Raw genomic sequence first — 15,535 nt, forward strand, 5'->3', positions numbered from 1 at the left:
ACAATGGAAACTAATAGAATGTCGCGATATGGATTATGCCACAGGAGGGCCTTTGTTGGCGTGTGTGTGAGATATCCCTGGATAGGGAACTACTGTAAGTGAAACAGGAATGTGATATGGAAAGGATAGTACCGGCGGTGCTACGATCAGGTCTGGAACAGTAGCATCTTTGGCCAGCTGATAATCGCAGATGGCGCAGAGATGGGATGCCTGTAACTGATAGTCCCCCTTTGCATGTTTTCCGGTGATGGGATGATGTTGGTGGAACAGCTTCACCGCATGCACAAAGAGCAGTAAGGCCATTCCTAAAATGGCCAGGAGTCTGCGTATGTAGTGAAGCTGTCGGATGTGCATGCAACAAATATACTACATGTGTTTTAAAAATGAAACAATGTTGCAAAAAATATTTTAAGAGATTTTAATACACCGGGTAAAAAAACATCACTGGCACCTTTGCTATCAAAAATGTGGAAACAGGAATTTTTCTGCGTATCAAAGATGCGGATACACGAAGCGGAACACCTGTTGCATCCAGCTGCCTTTTTACAAGGCTCAATCCCAGTTTATACTTTCAGATCATCAAAATAGGTGGTGGTATCGTCTATCAGTGCCTGCATCAGCTGTTGTGCTTTTCTGTGTTTGAGTATGGGGGCTATCTGTCCGCCCCAGAAAAAGACCATGTCCCATTGTTGCTGATCGATGGCTGCTTTTCTGAGAGATGACATCAAGGCAGATTGCAGCGGGAAGGGAAGCGTATGTGCTTCTCCGTTGGTCAGGTCTTTGTTGATCCGGTTGGTCAACCCGCGCCCCAGCCTGCCGGTAAAAGCTTTAGTGAGAATGGTATGATGTGCGGCCTGGTCAAACAGCATCTGTTTATGAACAGGCAATGCATTTGACTCATCACAGGCTAAAAATGCGGTGCCTACCTGTACAGCCTCTGCGCCCAACGTTAATGCAGCAGCCACACCGCGACCATTGGCAATCCCTCCGGCAGCAATAACAGGAATCTTTACTTTCTCCCGGATCAGTTGCAGGAGTACAAAAGTGCCCATAGTAGACACTTCGGCAGGTTCCAGAAAAGAAGGCCGGTGACCGCCGGCTTCAAAACCTGTGGCCACGATCATATCCACACCGGCATTTTCCAGGGCCACGGCTTCGCGGACGGTAGTGGCGGCGCCTATCGTTCTGATACCTGCGCGGTGGCACTGTTCTACAACATCGGCAGACAGGGTGCCAAACAGAAAACTGAATACTTTAGGACGTATATCCAGCACGGCCTGCAGCTGGTTCTCAAACCTCGATTGAAAAGGTGCCGGCTTTTCAGGAAAGGGAAGGGCCAGCTCATCAAAATAAGGTTTGAATATCCGCTGGGCCTGTTCATATTGTTCCTCACTCACCTTGCCATCCGGAGCGTCAGTGTCTGATACCCAGAGGTTGAGATTGTAGGGCTTGTCAGTGCTGGCTTTAATCTGCCTGTCTAATTCATGGATCTCCTGAGGGCTTAGCGTATATGCCCCGTATCCTCCCAGTCCGCCTGCATCGGACACGGTCGTTACGAGTGCAACAGAGGAAAGACCGCCACCAAAAGGGCCTTGAAGGATGGGGTAGTCAATACCCAATAAACGGGTTACTTTGGTATTATGCCACATGGTTCTTCGTTTATTCGTTTACGTCACTAATCATTTTATTAACAATCAGCCATTTGCCATCGATCTTGTGAAAGGAGAGGAACTCATGGTAATTGAAGTCATACATTTTCACTTTTACCTCTGCAATAGCGATGGAGTTTACTGTCCGGATGTTCAGAATGGACCCTTTGAAGGGTTTGCCGGAGTCTTTGGGGCTCTGGCGATGTTGCACTCCGTCGAGGTACTGGTTCAGTGTTTTGGCATATGGCTGACCCTTTACATCTCCAAAAAGTAGTGTGCCGGGATAGTAAATTTCACGCAGTTGATTGATATCTCCTGTATAAATGCCATTAAAATAATGGTTTTCCAGCACCTGGGAGATCTCCAGAGAGTCTTTCTGCTGTGTTTCCATGATTGTTAGGTGTTGAGCCCTGATAACCCATGGGGAACAGGTGATCAGGGCTGTTAATAGTAATGTTTTCATATCAGTTGAGATGATGGCCGGCGCTCTCCGGCATATCCCCGGTTATCCAGCTCTACCTCCTGTATGAGATATAAGTGAGATGAGGGGCCCTGTTCAGCACCTGCGTAATTTTGTTAACGACACAAAGTAACGCCGAAAGCAGCGGGTGATTGCGTGACCTATGTCACATTCTAGCGGGTACTGTACAGCCGGCTCAATGTTTCCCGGGAAACGCCCAGGTAGGCAGCAATCAGATGTTTGGGAACCAGCTGATGCAGTTGGGGATACATCTGTAGCAGTTCTTCATAACGGGTTTTAGCATCGTCGTTCATAAAGGAGAGCAAACGCTTTTGCGCAGCCACATAGCCCTTGTTGGTACGCCAGCGGAAAAAATATTCTACCTGGTGAATCTCCCTGCAAAGCTTTTCCCTGTCAGCATTCGAAAGACTCAATAATTCCGCGTCACTGATACAATCAACATTAATAGTAGCCCTGGTCTGGGAGTACAACGCATGATAGTCGGAAGTCCACCAGGTAGGCATGGCAAACTGCAGAATATGCATTTTGACCTCATCATTAATGAAGAAGGCTTTCAGGCAGCCGGACAACACAAAATATTCATGGTCTACTTTATCACCTTCCCGTATTACCATCTGTCCTTTTTTTAGGGAGAGCGGTTTGAAATGAGCAAAGAGGTACTCAAACTCTTCCTGCGTAAGGGATGCTGTTTTAGCCAGATGCTCTTTTAGAATGGATTGTGACTGCATAGGGATAAAGGTACTTATTTTCATATAGGTACTTCCAAATGATGTATTATGTTTGCAGCAGCCCCTGGCGCTATAAATACATCTGAAAATGAATGCAAGAGAAATATTCCAAACAGGATGTCAGAAGATGGCAGAAAGGATGGCTGCCTTTGGTTTTAAACCACTGCAGAAAGGGCAGGTCCTTAGAAAATCATCCCAAAACAAAAAGCTGACCTTCGAAATATATTTTCAGTCCAGTACCAAAAACTGGAGTGGAAGTGTATCCCTGTGGCCTCACCTGTCCATTACTTCCAATGAGCTCAAAAAATGGCAAATGCAGCGGTACCAGTCAGATACCGCTACAGGGTTCATCTTCGGCACACGGTTGGAAAATTTAACGCCGTTGAAAAACAAAAACCAGGACTGGAACATGGCCATCAGTAATCAGGACCATGAAATCCCTAAATTATGTGAACTGATCACTACCTATGCGCTGCCGGTCTTTGAAAAGTTTGAAGATATTGATCAGATATTAAAAGAGATAGCCACAAACGGATTAGCGCTGAATGAACATTTTGACACCCGTCATCAAAATCTGCCGATCGATTTTTTATGTTGTTTTGGCAGCCAGGATATTGCTCAAACAGCGTTTGATAATTATTTAATGCAACAACGATTGACCGGAAATGCCAGGCGGGTTTTTGAAGAAATGGAGACAGCAGGTAACATGCCTAATAAACAGGTAACGGACGTAACAATGAAAGCAGCTTATCTGAATAATTTAAAGATAAACGGATAAAAGCCGCTGCAGCGGCTTTTTGTGTTAGATGTATCACTTTTTTAAATAAGTGATTATATTGGTTGAGATTTTTTAAAGGTAAATATGTCATGCTGGATTTCTGGGCCAGCTGGTGTGGTCCCTGCCGTAAAGGTAATCCGCATCTGAAAGCATTATACACTAAATACCAGTCCAAAGGTTTCGAAATCATCGGTATCTCCGACGACGATTCCAATCACGATGCCTGGAAGAAGGCGGTCAGCCAGGATGGTATTGGTATCTGGCGGCATGTGCTCCGCGGCCTCGACTGGCAGAAAAGATAAAAGAACCTGCCCAATCCGGAAGATGTCAGCAACTACTATGGTATTCATTCCCTGCCTACTAAAATACTCATCGATCCTGATGGTAAGATCATCGGTCGTTATGGTGGCGGCGGAGAAGATGATGAGGCAATGGACAAAAAGCTGAAAGAGATATTTGGCGTGTAGAAAGCGGTTTTAGTAAACATAATCCCCGTGGTGGTTTCACTACGGGGATTTGTTATTGGAGAATATTCTTTTTGTAAAAAAATCAATGGTTTTTTCTGAAATTACCGCATGAAGCAGCATATAGCGCATATCACTGTTGTCGTTAAAGACTACGACGAAGCCATCAGATTTTATACCGAAAAACTGGATTTCACCTTAATTGAAGACACGGTTTTAAGTGAAACCAAACGTTGGGTTTTAGTAGCACCCGTAGGTGCTACTGAATGCTGTTTATTGTTGGCCAAAGCAGCAGATGAAGAACAGACATCCCGCATTGGCAACCAGACAGGAAGGCGTGTAGCCTTTTTTTTATATACAGATGATTTCTGGAGAGACTATCATAAAATGGTGGAGCGAGGTATTCATTTTGTCCGGCTGCCTAAGGAAGAGGAATACGGTATGGTGGCTGTGTTTGAGGATCTTTATGGAAACTTATGGGATCTGTTGCAGCCGAAAAAATAGTGATAAAGATATGAAGTAAGAAAGGCATCGCTCAGCGATTCGATTTTTTCTGGATGCGCGCTGGCATGATGATTCCCTGATATCTGAATTGCAGAAAAATAGATATATATTTAGGCTGATGTTTTCCAAGCTTCTAACGGTGATGCCTATATTCTTGCCTGCGAAATGTCCGGAGTAACTAACTAAACCGATTATGCCTGCTACTGATTTTAATAAAGAACTTGCGGCCCTGATTAAAGCGCGTTTCCCTATTATTTATGTGGTAACCTGGGAAGAAAAGGAGAAATTTCTGGAGCTACAACGGTCGCTAAGGAAGATTTAATGTTAGCAGTCTTTTCAAATAATGCGATAAATGGAGGTTCAATTTTACAAACCATCTAATGAAACTTTGAGGAAATACATTGAAGGCTTCTATTTTATCAACAAAAAAAGCATTGCCAAACCTATAAAATACTGGACTTTCCCAAACAATTACTGTATCGCTGCAGTTTATCAAAACACCAACCTGATACTGGAAAAAAACAGGATTGTCGTTTCCGCTTCTGAACAGGAGAACATCGATTCAAGTTTGGTTAGCCGTTATATACTTCCGATTGAAATTATACAGAATGATGTTACTGATGAGATTACGATTTATTTCAAACCTTTGGGTTTAAATCAATTTGTGGATGATATACAGGTATTGTTCAGGGAAAATATAGTCAGCTTTAATCCTTTTGTGGATTACAAGGACGCAATGTATAAAATATTCAATACCAAAGACAGGGATTCGCAAATCAGGCAACTGGAAGATTATTGGCTATCGAAGTTAATCCTCAGGGATTTTTCTCTTGTAGATCGGCTGATTACAGATATTCAGTCCGATTTAAAACTAAATGAGGTGGCAAAAAAACATCATATCTCAAGACAATACCTAAACAAGATTTTCATTAAACATATTGGAAAATCGCCTTCAGAGTTCAGAAAAATCCAGCGATTCAGAAATTCAATTTCAGAAAAACAAAAAGCAGGCAGTCTGACTGAATTATCACATCTTACACAATTCTACGATCAATCTCATTTCATTAGGGATTTCAGGAGCTTTACCCGCTTCAAACCTTCGGACTTTTTTAACAGGGTAGATACGGAAAAAGAAAATGTGTGGCTCGTTTTCTAACGGAGTTTACATTTATACAATTTTAGTCAATTTCCTTTCTATTTCTTTGCGCTAAAAGTAAACATATGAAATTGTATTTGGTTCTTTTTGCAGTAATACTATTGTTTTCCAATAATGTAAATGCTCAGAAAGAAAACATTCAAAAAGAAGCGCTTTTGGTGGGTGTATTTCATTTTAACAATCCCGGTGCTGATCTGGCAAAAACAGAGACTTTTGATGTAATGAGTAAAAAATCACAACAGGAACTGGAACTGATAACAGACCATATTAAGAAGTTTCGGCCCACTAAAATATTTGTGGAGTGGGAATATGATAATCAGCCTGCCCTGGATACGCTGTATAACCGCTACCTGAAAGGCACCTATTTTAGCTATGTACAGGATAAATTTCCGGGTAATACATTCTATGCACAGAATGAAATATTTCAACTGGTCTTCAGAGCAGGTAAAAAAGCAGGACTGGAAAAAATATATGCTATAGATTACCCGATGGACTGGCCTTATGATAGTTTACAGATTGCCATCCAAAAAGCAGGACAAACAGGTCTGCAGCAGGAGATCGACAAACAAATAAAAGAGTTTGGTGAGCAGACAAATGCTTTAATGAAGAAACTCACACTGACTCAACTTTTACTTGAAGAGAATAAAACGAGCACACGAAACTTCAACCTGGGATTTTATATAACGTTGTTGAACAAAGGCGGCGCTTTACATGACTTTACAGGAGCTGACGTTGTGAATGCCTGGTATAAAAGGAACCTGTATATGTATTCATTAATTCAAAAACTTTCAGAAGAAAAGAATGAACGTATTATGATTATTGCTGGAAGTGGCCATGTTGCGGTGTTTAAGCAATTTATCGCTATAGACAGGAATTATAAGGCTGTTGAATTAAGTGATATTCTGAAGAATTAACTAAAGAGTGATCTATTGCAGAGCCCAATGACATAGTGAAAGCGGTGCCTTTGGGCTTTGTAATCACCACAGGTTATTTCAGAAAATCTCCGTCAATTATTAGTAGTTTAACCCCTGATTCCGTACTGGAACGATGATTACTAAGTTCATCAGAAACGACGTAAGTCATACCCTGATCCAGTACAAACTGTTCCCCATTATCCAATTCGCTGATAAAGCTGCCTTCCAGGCAATGAACAATATGCCCCTTCTTACACCAATGATCGGCCAGGTATCCGGGGGTATAGGTAACAATTCGAATTCGCAAACCAGGCAATTGAAGCGTTTGCCATAATGCACTGCCGGTTATACCGGCATGGGTTGTGGAATCAATGGTATTCCAGTCAATACATTGAAAAGGATGTTTCATATTCCTAAAAATACGAAAGTCCGGCTACCATAACAACCAGACCTTAAAAAATCAGGTTAAAGCATTGATTCTGCCTTTTTTATTACTTTTATGCGGTTTTTCTGGTAAAAAATTTGACGCTGTATAGTTCCCATACCGATAAAGTCTTGTGTGAATTGCTGAAAGAGGGCGATGAGATGGCATTTGGAGCCCTTTATGACCGGTATTGGGCGGATATCTATAGAAATGCCATGAAAATTCTGCGTTCAGAAAGTGATGCGGAAGATGTAGTACAGGAATTATTTGAGTCTGTTTGGAAAAGACGCGCGGAATTGCTGATCCACGGTTCTGTTGCCGGGTATCTTCATACGAGTGCCAGATATCTGGCTATTCACCACATAGAGAAAAAAATTGAATTACTGGATAATGATGATTCGCTGACGCTTGCTTTTCAGCAGGCTGATTTGCCGCTTATAGAGTCTCATCTGGATGCTAAAATCCTGGAAATAGCCATTGATAAGATAGTAGAAACAATGCCGGAGAAAATGAAAATGGTGTTTTTGCTCAGTCGGAAAGAACAACTTACGCACAAACAAATTGCTATAAAACTGCACATTTCCGAGGAAACGGTGAAGAAGCAGGTGTATAATGCTTTGAAGCTGATCAGGAAAAACATGAACACGATTCCATTAGCACTAATAATTGCCACTGTTTACGCATTTCCGCACCAAGGATAAAAAAAATTGAATTTTATCTACCACCAACCTTTCTTTTTTTACACATATATATAGCAGTAACTACAATTGAGAATGCATTGCTGCTATAAAAAGGCTGTTTATGCTTAATAAGGAAGAGATCCGGGAACTGCTGCAGCGTTACCAACAGGGACAATGCAGCAGGGAGGAAGTCATGATGATCGAGAGCTGGTATCAGCAACAATTGGATAAGTCGACATGGGATTTCCAACCAGGAGAGGAAGCATTGATTGGTGCGAGGATTAAGGCCCGCATCCATGAAAAGCTTCATATGGGGGCGCCAGCTGATAGCCAACCAGCACCATTACGCGCAGGCTGGAAAAAATGGTATAGCATGGCTGCTGCAAGCTTATTGCTCATGGCTGTTGCCGGAGGAAGTTACTGGCGGTGGCATCATACTGATGTAATAAAGCAGCCATCAGTAGCCAGTACACCACAAGACGTTGCTCCCGGAGGTAACAAAGCCATACTTACGTTGGGGAATGGTAGTCAAATTATACTGGATAGCGCCGCCAATGGTAGCCTGGCTCAACAGGGAAATACACAGGTACAAAAGCTGGTGAACGGGCAAATCGTTTATCACACTTTAAAAAGTGAACCGGCGGAAATTGTGTATAACACACTTACTACACCCAGAGGAGGCCAGTATCAACTGCGTTTGCCGGATGGAACGCAGATATGGTTAAATGCCGCGTCATCGATTACCTATCCCACGGCTTTTGCCGGAAAAGAGCGAATGGTAGCCGTTACAGGGGAAGTTTATTTTGAAGTGGCGCCTGATGCTGATAAGCCCTTCAGCGTTAAAGCGGGGGATATGACGGTGGATGTATTAGGAACACATTTTAATGTGAATGCCTATGCAGATGAAAAAAATAAATATGCTACCCTGTTGGAAGGCAAGGTGAAGATAGTACGCGGTGATCGGACACAGCTCCTGCATCCTGGTCAGCAAGCCAGTATAACAGCTGCCGGTGAAATGGAACTGATTAAAGAGATAGATGTAGAACAGGTAATGGCCTGGAGAAACGGAAAATTCATCTTCAGGGATAAAGAAGATATCACTGCCATCATGCGTCAGATTTCACGCTGGTATGATTTGGAGGTGGAATACAGGGGGACTGTTACCAAACATTTCTGGGGATCTGTTTCCAGACAGCTGAATGCATCGGAAGTATTTAAGGTATTGGAAGCCACCGGTGGTGTGCACTTCAAAATTGAAGGAAAGAAAGTAATTGTTATGCCATAATAAAAAAGCAAATAGAATAACCTGAAATAAAAACCGCTCCGGGGCCTAGACCGGAGCGGGGAACATGTTCAGGCTAATCAATTCACAATCTGTTCGGACCGTTTATTTTATCAACCTAAACAATGCAAAGCTATGCAATTTAAGGCTCTTTGTAACCCTGCCCGTGGCAGGACTTTTACCAAAATAATGGTGATCATGAACCTATCAGCCATCTTTCTTTTATCAACTTGTCTCACAGTTAGTGCTGCCGGATATGCTCAGGTCACACTGTCAGAGAAATCGGCTCCCTTACAAAAAGTATTCAGGGAAATACAAAAACAAAGCGGATATGACTTTGTATGTACCTACGAACTGCTTGAAAAAGCCGGAAATGTAACTGTCAACGTTCGGAATGCAACGATACAAGCTTCCATGGAAGCAGCCCTGAGAGGTAAGGAGCTTACCTTTGAAATCCAGGGGAAAACCGTAATCGTAAAACCATTGGCCGGCAATGCCGCTATACAGGCTGATACCACACGACAAGCCGGTCAGCAAATGGATATACAGGGAAAAGTAACCGATGAAAAGGGAAATCCCATCCCCGGTGCTACCATCAATATAACAGAACAAAAACGATCTGTTCCGGCCAATGCGAATGGTGTATTTGTGTTGAAAGGGGTGGTACGTGGTAATACAATTGAAATATCAAGTATTGGTTTCGAACCCAAACGCATCACTGTAAAAGATGATAGCCCAATTGTTATTGTGTTAAAAGAGGCTACTACTAAGCTGAAAGAGATTGTACTGGTAGGGTACGGACAGCAAAAAAAAGCAACACTTACAGGGGCAATCGCGACGGTAGGAAATAAAGAATTAAACGAAAACCATACTGGTGCCGCAGTATCTGATATGCTGGCAGGAAAGATTTCCGGCTTATATGTACAGAAAAGCAATGGTGTACCAGGCGCTGGGTCTGATATTAAAATTCGTGGTCTCAGTACTTTTAATAATTCCAATCCACTGGTAATCGTAGATGGTATTCCTGGTCGTAGTATTGATGACCTGAATCCAACAGATATTCAGGCTGTATCTGTGCTGAAAGATGCTGCTGCTATTGCGGTATACGGCGCAAGAGCTGCCAATGGGGTAATTCTGATTACTACCAGGAAAGGACAGGCCGGTAAACCTGAAATTACTTTCAGCAGCAATATCAGTACACAAAAACCTACATTTATCTATAAACGGGTAAATGCTTATCAGTATGCTGAGCTGCAAAATGAAGCCCTGCGAAATGAAGATACCTATAACCCATCTATCGGGCTGGGATATACGAAAGAGCAGATACAGCTGTTTAAAGATGGGTCAGATCCTAACCGCTATCCCAATACAGACTGGTTAAAAACACTCACCAAATCATCCGTACTGCAATCTAATTACAACCTCTCCGCTGCCGGCGGTAGTGAAAATACCCAGTATTTTGTTTCACTGGGATATGTGAAAAACGCCGGACTGGTACCAATTGAAGACTATAGTCGTTGGAACCTGCGTAGCAATCTTTCTGCAAATATTACCCGCAGACTCAAACTGGATCTGAATATAGCTGGTATTTTTAGTAAGCAGGAAGGGCAAAATGTGTATGGTGGTACTTATATCATGAAACAGGCTTACGGTACACCGCCTATCAGGGCAAATCAGTTCACCAATGGTTTATATGCCCAGGTTCCGGAACAAAGAGGCAATACTTACTTACAGTCTATTGGTGCTGCTGGCTTTAACACTACTTATAATAATACGCTTAACTCTACTTTATCATTGCAATATGAGCTGCCCTGGATAAAAGGATTATTTGTAAAAGGTACAGCGGCTTATGATAAAGGATATTCTTTTGGTAAGAACTTTTCAACGCCTTATGATATGTACACCATCAATAAGGCAGGTGACTATACGAAAGTGGCGGCCAACCCGCCAACGGCTAATCTGAGCGAAAGCTTCAATCAGCCACAGGCTACCACATTGGAAGGGTCACTACGGTATACCGGTGAATTTGCGAGCCATCATGTATCCGGATTATTATTATATACGCAAACACAATCGCAGACAGATAATTTTAGTGCACAGCGTAGAAACTTTGTTTCGTCAGCATTACCGCAGTTATCACTCGGAGACCCTTCTCAGGCTTCTGTTTCAGGTAATGCGTCTCAATCAGCCCGCAGAGGCGTGGTAGGAAGGGTTACCTATGATTATGATGCACGTTATTTAGTGGAGTTTAACTTCCGCTATGATGGTTCAGATATTTTCCCTCCTGGTCACCGATATGGTTTTTTCCCTTCCGTTTCGGCAGGATGGGTGATTTCAGACGAACCATTCTATAAACCACTTTCCAGAAATGTTGATTTCCTTAAAATCCGGGGCTCCTGGGGACAACTCGGTAATGATAGGGTAGACCCGTATCAATTCCTGTCTATTTATAAATTGATAGGGGCGCCTTATTATGGAGGCGGATATACGCTGGGTGGAGCAAATCCTACCTATTATTCTTCTTTGCAAACAGGTGTATTGCCCAACCCTTCTTTCACCTGGGAAAGGGCAGTAATGACTAACATCGGTGTAGAAGCACATTTTAAAGAAGATCTGCTTACACTGGAAGCTGATTATTTCCGCAAACGCACCAGAGATATTCTGGCAGCACCAGCCTTACAGGTGCCTGCTGTAATAGGACTTGGATTACCAGACTACAATAATGGAGTTGTGGATAATAGTGGTTTCGAGATCACGCTGCGTCATACCCGTCATCTGAAAAAATTCACTTATTATATTGAATCAAATGTCAGCTTTAATAAAAACAAAATAGTTTCTTTCCCGGAATCACGCAGTACCCCAGAGTGGCAAAAGATTACAGGTACCTCAGTAGCCAGTTACTCCGTAGTAGATCCGTTGGTAGGACGATTGGGATATAAGTCGCAGGGATTATATCAGACACCGCAGGAAGTAAGTGGAGGACCTTCACCTTTATATGGAACGGTAGCCCCTGGTGATATTCGTTATCAGGATGTAGACGGAGATGGTATCATTACACCGAATGACCGTGTAGTGCTCGGTGAACATTTCTTTCCTGGTGTTCAGTATGGTTTCCGCCTTGGTGGTAACTATAACGGGATAGAATTGAATGTACTGTTTCAGGGATCTGGTAATGTACAGGCTTACAACTCCACTACAAATTCCCGTGTAGGGGTTTCCGGTAGTCAGCAATTATTGGATCACTGGACACCACAAAACACGCAGGCTACGTATCCGCGCCTGTGGGTTAACTATCAAAACAATGCAGAAGTATCTGATTACTGGATTGTGAATGCCGCATATATGCGCCTGAAGAATATTGAATTGGCCTATAGTTTACGAAAAGAAATATTGCAGAAAATAGGAGTTAAAAATCTCCGGTTGTCCATTTCCGGAAATAATCTGCTCACCCTTACCCACTTTAAATTAACAGACCCTGAATCTGCCGGACAGATCACTGATCCGCTGATGAAGTCTTACACAGTGGGCGCTACCCTGCAATTTTAAGAAACACATTTTAATGGACATTTATTAAAGTAAGTACACCATGATAAAAAATATAATTACCGGATTCATCCTGCTTGCAGCAGTTGTTTTATTAGGTAGTTCCTGTAAAAAGGACTTCCTGAATAAAGGCCCGCTGGACCAGTACAGTGAAGAGAATGTATGGAAGGATAGTGCACTGGTCAATCGTTTTGTGATGGATATTTATAGTAATCTTATTACCACCTATGATTACGTAGGTTCATATAATTCCATCAATCAGGGTTTTTTACCGGCAGATATCACCGATGAAGCACAATCCAATTTTCCGGGAGGTACGGCAGATTTGATTAATCACGGACAGTATAATGCTGCTGCTAATATATTTGATGCTTTTTGGTCACTTCCCAGTAGTGGCGGGTTTCATCAAAATGGTGCTTATGAAAATATTCGTAAGTGCAATTTGTTTTTATCGCATTTGGAAGATATGCCGCTTAGTACAAAAGGTAAAGAACAGCTTACTGGTGAAGTACGTTTTTTGCGGGCTTATAATTATCAGTTACTGTATTCCATTTTCGGTCGTTTCCCGATTATCAGTAAAGTACTGAGTATGACAGATGATCTGAATATTCCACGGGGAACAGATGAAGCCTGTAGGGCATTTATTATAGATGACTTAGATGCTGCTGCGGCTGTACTGCCTGTTGCATACGGCGCTTCAGATGTAGGTAGGATCACCAAAGGTGCTGCATTGGGCATGAAATGCCGTTTACTCCTGAACGCCAAACAGTATGCCGCCGCCGCTACTGCGGCAGAAGCGGTAATGAACCTGAATGTTTATCAGTTATTCCCTGATTATGGCGCGCTCTTTTATCCGCAAAATGATGATAATGCAGAGGTAATTTTCAATAAGGAATATGGTAGCGATCAAAGCGGACAAACACATACATTAGACCTGTACGAAAACGCAGCTTTCTTTACCGGCTTTTTTAGTCCGGAAGATGTACCTACTCAGAACATAGTAGATCAGTATCTGATGACGGATGGTTTACCCTGGGATAAATCGCCCTTGTACAATGCAGTGCAGCCTTATGCTAACCGGGACCCTCGTTTTCACGCAAGCATCATTTATGATGGTACTACCTGGAAAGGACAAGTAATAGACATGCAACTGGGATCGGTATTTAACCCTACTTTTGGTAGTCCTTCGCTCACAGGTTATATGTTCAGAAAGTTCCTGAATCCTGGTTATGTTTTTTATGGTAACAATACCAATTATCAGAATTGTGTGGTATTGAGATTGGCCGAAATTTATCTGAACTATGCAGAATGTCAGTTGAAACTCGGTAATCCGGAGGAAGCACGTAAGTATGTAAACCTGCTCAGACGCAGAGCACAGATGCCTGAAATCGCTGCCGGGCAAATGACCTGGGATGCATATGTAAGAGAACGTACAGTGGAGTTGGCATTTGAAGGAGAACGTCGTGCGGATATCCGTCGTTGGGATATGGGAGCTACCTTGTTAGGGACTACCATTTATGGTGTTGGTATAGAAACAGTAGATGGTGCGCGTCAGTACACGCGTACCGTGGTAGAAAAAAGAACCTTTGAGCCTAAAATGTATTATTTCCCGATTCCGCTGGCTCAATTACAGAAATACCCTGCCGGAAAAGTACTGGAACAAAATCAGGGTTGGTAAACCGGCTTTATACCTGTCTTAACTATTCCTAACAAATAGCAGATCTGAACCAATACAGCCGTTCCCGTTAGGGAATGGCTGTACTATTAGGAGAGGTTAGTTGATAGGTGCCGTATCTTTTCCTGTAATCCTTTTTTTATGCTTTAATCCCCAGCTCCCCAGTACGGATATCACTTCCTTCAGGGTCTCTGCATAGTCGGTAGGCAAATATTCCACTACTACCGGTGTCTGATCTGCTTTAACCACTCTTTTCACCAACCCATTCAGCTCCAGGGATTTCAGTTCTGTTGATAATACCCTTGCTGAAATTCCTTGAATGGTACGCTGCAATTCGTTAAAACGATGGTAGCCGGTTACCAGCGCAATAATGATACGGAGCTTCCATTTACCCCCGAGTACGTAAATCGCATCTTCCACTGCGGACAGCTGGGCGGTACATTTCACTTGTCGTAAGTCTGGCATTTTCATGTGTTTATCCGGATTAAATAACTTTTAGGTTACTACTAACCTTTAGTATACTACTAACCTTTTATTAGCTAATGTAGGTAGTTTTGACTTACCAAAAAGTAAAAGAAATGAAAAACATATTGCACATTATTTCAAGCCCGAGAACAGATGCCTCTGCCAGCAGGAAATTAGGAAATGCTGTTGTAGAGAAGATAAAAGAAAAACATGCTGACTACATCGTGACTGTGCGGGATCTGGCAAAAAATCCGCCACCTCACCTGGATGAATCTCACATCAATTCCTTTTTCACACCCGCTGAAAACCGGACAGCCGAACAGCTGGATAGTATCAGGTATTCAGACGAAGCAATTAAGGAACTACTCGATGCCGACATCCTTGTGGTAGAGACTCCAATGTATAATTTCACCATCTCTTCCCTGCTGAAGGCGTATTTCGATCATATTGCAAGGGCAGGCATAACATTTAAGTCTAGAGGAAAAGGGTTGCTGCCTGAAGGTTTGCTGAAAGATAAGCAGGCGTATATAGCTACCAGTTCAGGTGGAGTTTATTCAGAAGGTGAACTGAAAACCTACGATTTCGGGGAACCTTATGTACGTTCCTTTCTTACTGTTATCGGGATCAATGTAGTAGGTGCTTTTAGAGCCGAGGGGCAGTCAATCATAGGACCGGAGGCGGCTCTTGAAAATGCGTTTGAAAGCATAGCCATAGCTATATAACGCATTGAATGTAATAAAAAGGCATCGACGTAAGTCGGTGCCTTTAATCTTTTTCAGAACGCCGGTTTTG

16 protein-coding genes are annotated in these 15,535 nt (G+C 42.7%); 10 read left to right on the plus strand and 6 right to left on the minus strand.

Going from position 1 to position 15,535, the window contains the following annotated elements; translation table 11 throughout:
- Nucleotides 1-33: 33 nt before the first annotated feature.
- From DF182_RS21575 to DF182_RS21590, 4 genes are all read right to left on the minus strand, one after another.
- Nucleotides 34-354: a hypothetical protein gene (locus DF182_RS21575; protein WP_113617875.1), complete on the minus strand. Its 321-nt coding sequence runs from the start codon at nucleotides 352-354 to the stop codon at nucleotides 34-36.
- A gap of 209 nt (nucleotides 355-563) precedes the next feature.
- Entirely contained in the window at nucleotides 564-1,649 is a 1,086-nt protein-coding gene (locus DF182_RS21580) for an NAD(P)H-dependent flavin oxidoreductase (RefSeq protein WP_113617876.1), read from the minus strand.
- A gap of 10 nt (nucleotides 1,650-1,659) precedes the next feature.
- The gene (locus tag DF182_RS21585) at nucleotides 1,660-2,112 is read right to left on the minus strand and encodes a nuclear transport factor 2 family protein (RefSeq protein WP_113617877.1); all 453 of its coding nucleotides are present in this window, start codon (nucleotides 2,110-2,112) and stop codon (nucleotides 1,660-1,662) included.
- A 170-nt stretch (nucleotides 2,113-2,282) separates the two neighbouring features.
- On the minus strand, nucleotides 2,283-2,882 hold the full coding sequence (locus tag DF182_RS21590) for a Crp/Fnr family transcriptional regulator (protein WP_245957508.1): 600 nt from the start codon (nucleotides 2,880-2,882) through the stop codon (nucleotides 2,283-2,285).
- Between the two features lie 64 nt (nucleotides 2,883-2,946).
- On the opposite strand from DF182_RS21590, the gene DF182_RS21595 reads away from it, so the two are divergent.
- The 5 genes from DF182_RS21595 (at nucleotide 2,947) to DF182_RS21615 (ending at nucleotide 6,674) form a co-directional block, all read left to right on the plus strand.
- Entirely contained in the window at nucleotides 2,947-3,636 is a 690-nt protein-coding gene (locus DF182_RS21595; protein WP_113617878.1) for a DUF4304 domain-containing protein, read from the plus strand.
- A 62-nt stretch (nucleotides 3,637-3,698) separates the two neighbouring features.
- On the plus strand, nucleotides 3,699-3,938 hold the full coding sequence (locus DF182_RS32610; protein WP_262511105.1) for a TlpA disulfide reductase family protein: 240 nt from the start codon (nucleotides 3,699-3,701) through the stop codon (nucleotides 3,936-3,938).
- A gap of 273 nt (nucleotides 3,939-4,211) precedes the next feature.
- On the plus strand, nucleotides 4,212-4,604 hold the full coding sequence (locus DF182_RS21605) for a VOC family protein (protein WP_113617879.1): 393 nt from the start codon (nucleotides 4,212-4,214) through the stop codon (nucleotides 4,602-4,604).
- A 352-nt stretch (nucleotides 4,605-4,956) separates the two neighbouring features.
- Nucleotides 4,957-5,760 (plus strand): helix-turn-helix domain-containing protein, encoded by an 804-nt coding sequence (locus tag DF182_RS21610; RefSeq protein ID WP_211327181.1) that lies wholly within the window; start codon nucleotides 4,957-4,959, stop codon nucleotides 5,758-5,760.
- A gap of 65 nt (nucleotides 5,761-5,825) precedes the next feature.
- On the plus strand, nucleotides 5,826-6,674 hold the full coding sequence (locus tag DF182_RS21615) for a DUF5694 domain-containing protein (RefSeq protein ID WP_113617880.1): 849 nt from the start codon (nucleotides 5,826-5,828) through the stop codon (nucleotides 6,672-6,674).
- A 73-nt stretch (nucleotides 6,675-6,747) separates the two neighbouring features.
- Here the strand turns inward: DF182_RS21615 and DF182_RS21620 are convergent, their stop codons facing one another.
- The gene (locus DF182_RS21620; RefSeq protein WP_113617881.1) at nucleotides 6,748-7,083 is read right to left on the minus strand and encodes a DHCW motif cupin fold protein; all 336 of its coding nucleotides are present in this window, start codon (nucleotides 7,081-7,083) and stop codon (nucleotides 6,748-6,750) included.
- Nucleotides 7,084-7,238: 155 nt separating this feature from the next.
- Between DF182_RS21620 and DF182_RS21625 the strand changes: the two genes are divergently transcribed.
- From DF182_RS21625 to DF182_RS21640, 4 genes are all read left to right on the plus strand, one after another.
- Nucleotides 7,239-7,799, plus strand: a complete 561-nt coding sequence (locus DF182_RS21625; protein ID WP_147243503.1) for a sigma-70 family RNA polymerase sigma factor — start codon at nucleotides 7,239-7,241, stop codon at nucleotides 7,797-7,799.
- Between the two features lie 100 nt (nucleotides 7,800-7,899).
- Nucleotides 7,900-9,063: a FecR family protein gene (locus DF182_RS21630; RefSeq protein WP_113617883.1), complete on the plus strand. Its 1,164-nt coding sequence runs from the start codon at nucleotides 7,900-7,902 to the stop codon at nucleotides 9,061-9,063.
- 132 nt (nucleotides 9,064-9,195) lie between these two features.
- Nucleotides 9,196-12,606: a TonB-dependent receptor gene (locus tag DF182_RS21635; protein WP_113617884.1), complete on the plus strand. Its 3,411-nt coding sequence runs from the start codon at nucleotides 9,196-9,198 to the stop codon at nucleotides 12,604-12,606.
- A 40-nt stretch (nucleotides 12,607-12,646) separates the two neighbouring features.
- On the plus strand, nucleotides 12,647-14,281 hold the full coding sequence (locus tag DF182_RS21640) for a RagB/SusD family nutrient uptake outer membrane protein (RefSeq protein WP_113617885.1): 1,635 nt from the start codon (nucleotides 12,647-12,649) through the stop codon (nucleotides 14,279-14,281).
- Between the two features lie 96 nt (nucleotides 14,282-14,377).
- Here the strand turns inward: DF182_RS21640 and DF182_RS21645 are convergent, their stop codons facing one another.
- Nucleotides 14,378-14,743, minus strand: a complete 366-nt coding sequence (locus DF182_RS21645; protein WP_113619680.1) for a winged helix-turn-helix transcriptional regulator — start codon at nucleotides 14,741-14,743, stop codon at nucleotides 14,378-14,380.
- A 113-nt stretch (nucleotides 14,744-14,856) separates the two neighbouring features.
- Between DF182_RS21645 and DF182_RS21650 the strand changes: the two genes are divergently transcribed.
- Complete coding sequence (locus DF182_RS21650; protein ID WP_113617886.1) at nucleotides 14,857-15,465, plus strand: FMN-dependent NADH-azoreductase; 609 nt, start codon at nucleotides 14,857-14,859, stop codon at nucleotides 15,463-15,465.
- Nucleotides 15,466-15,535: the final 70 nt, after the last annotated feature.

This window comes from Chitinophaga flava (assembly GCF_003308995.1).
GTDB lineage: Bacteria > Bacteroidota > Bacteroidia > Chitinophagales > Chitinophagaceae > Chitinophaga > Chitinophaga flava.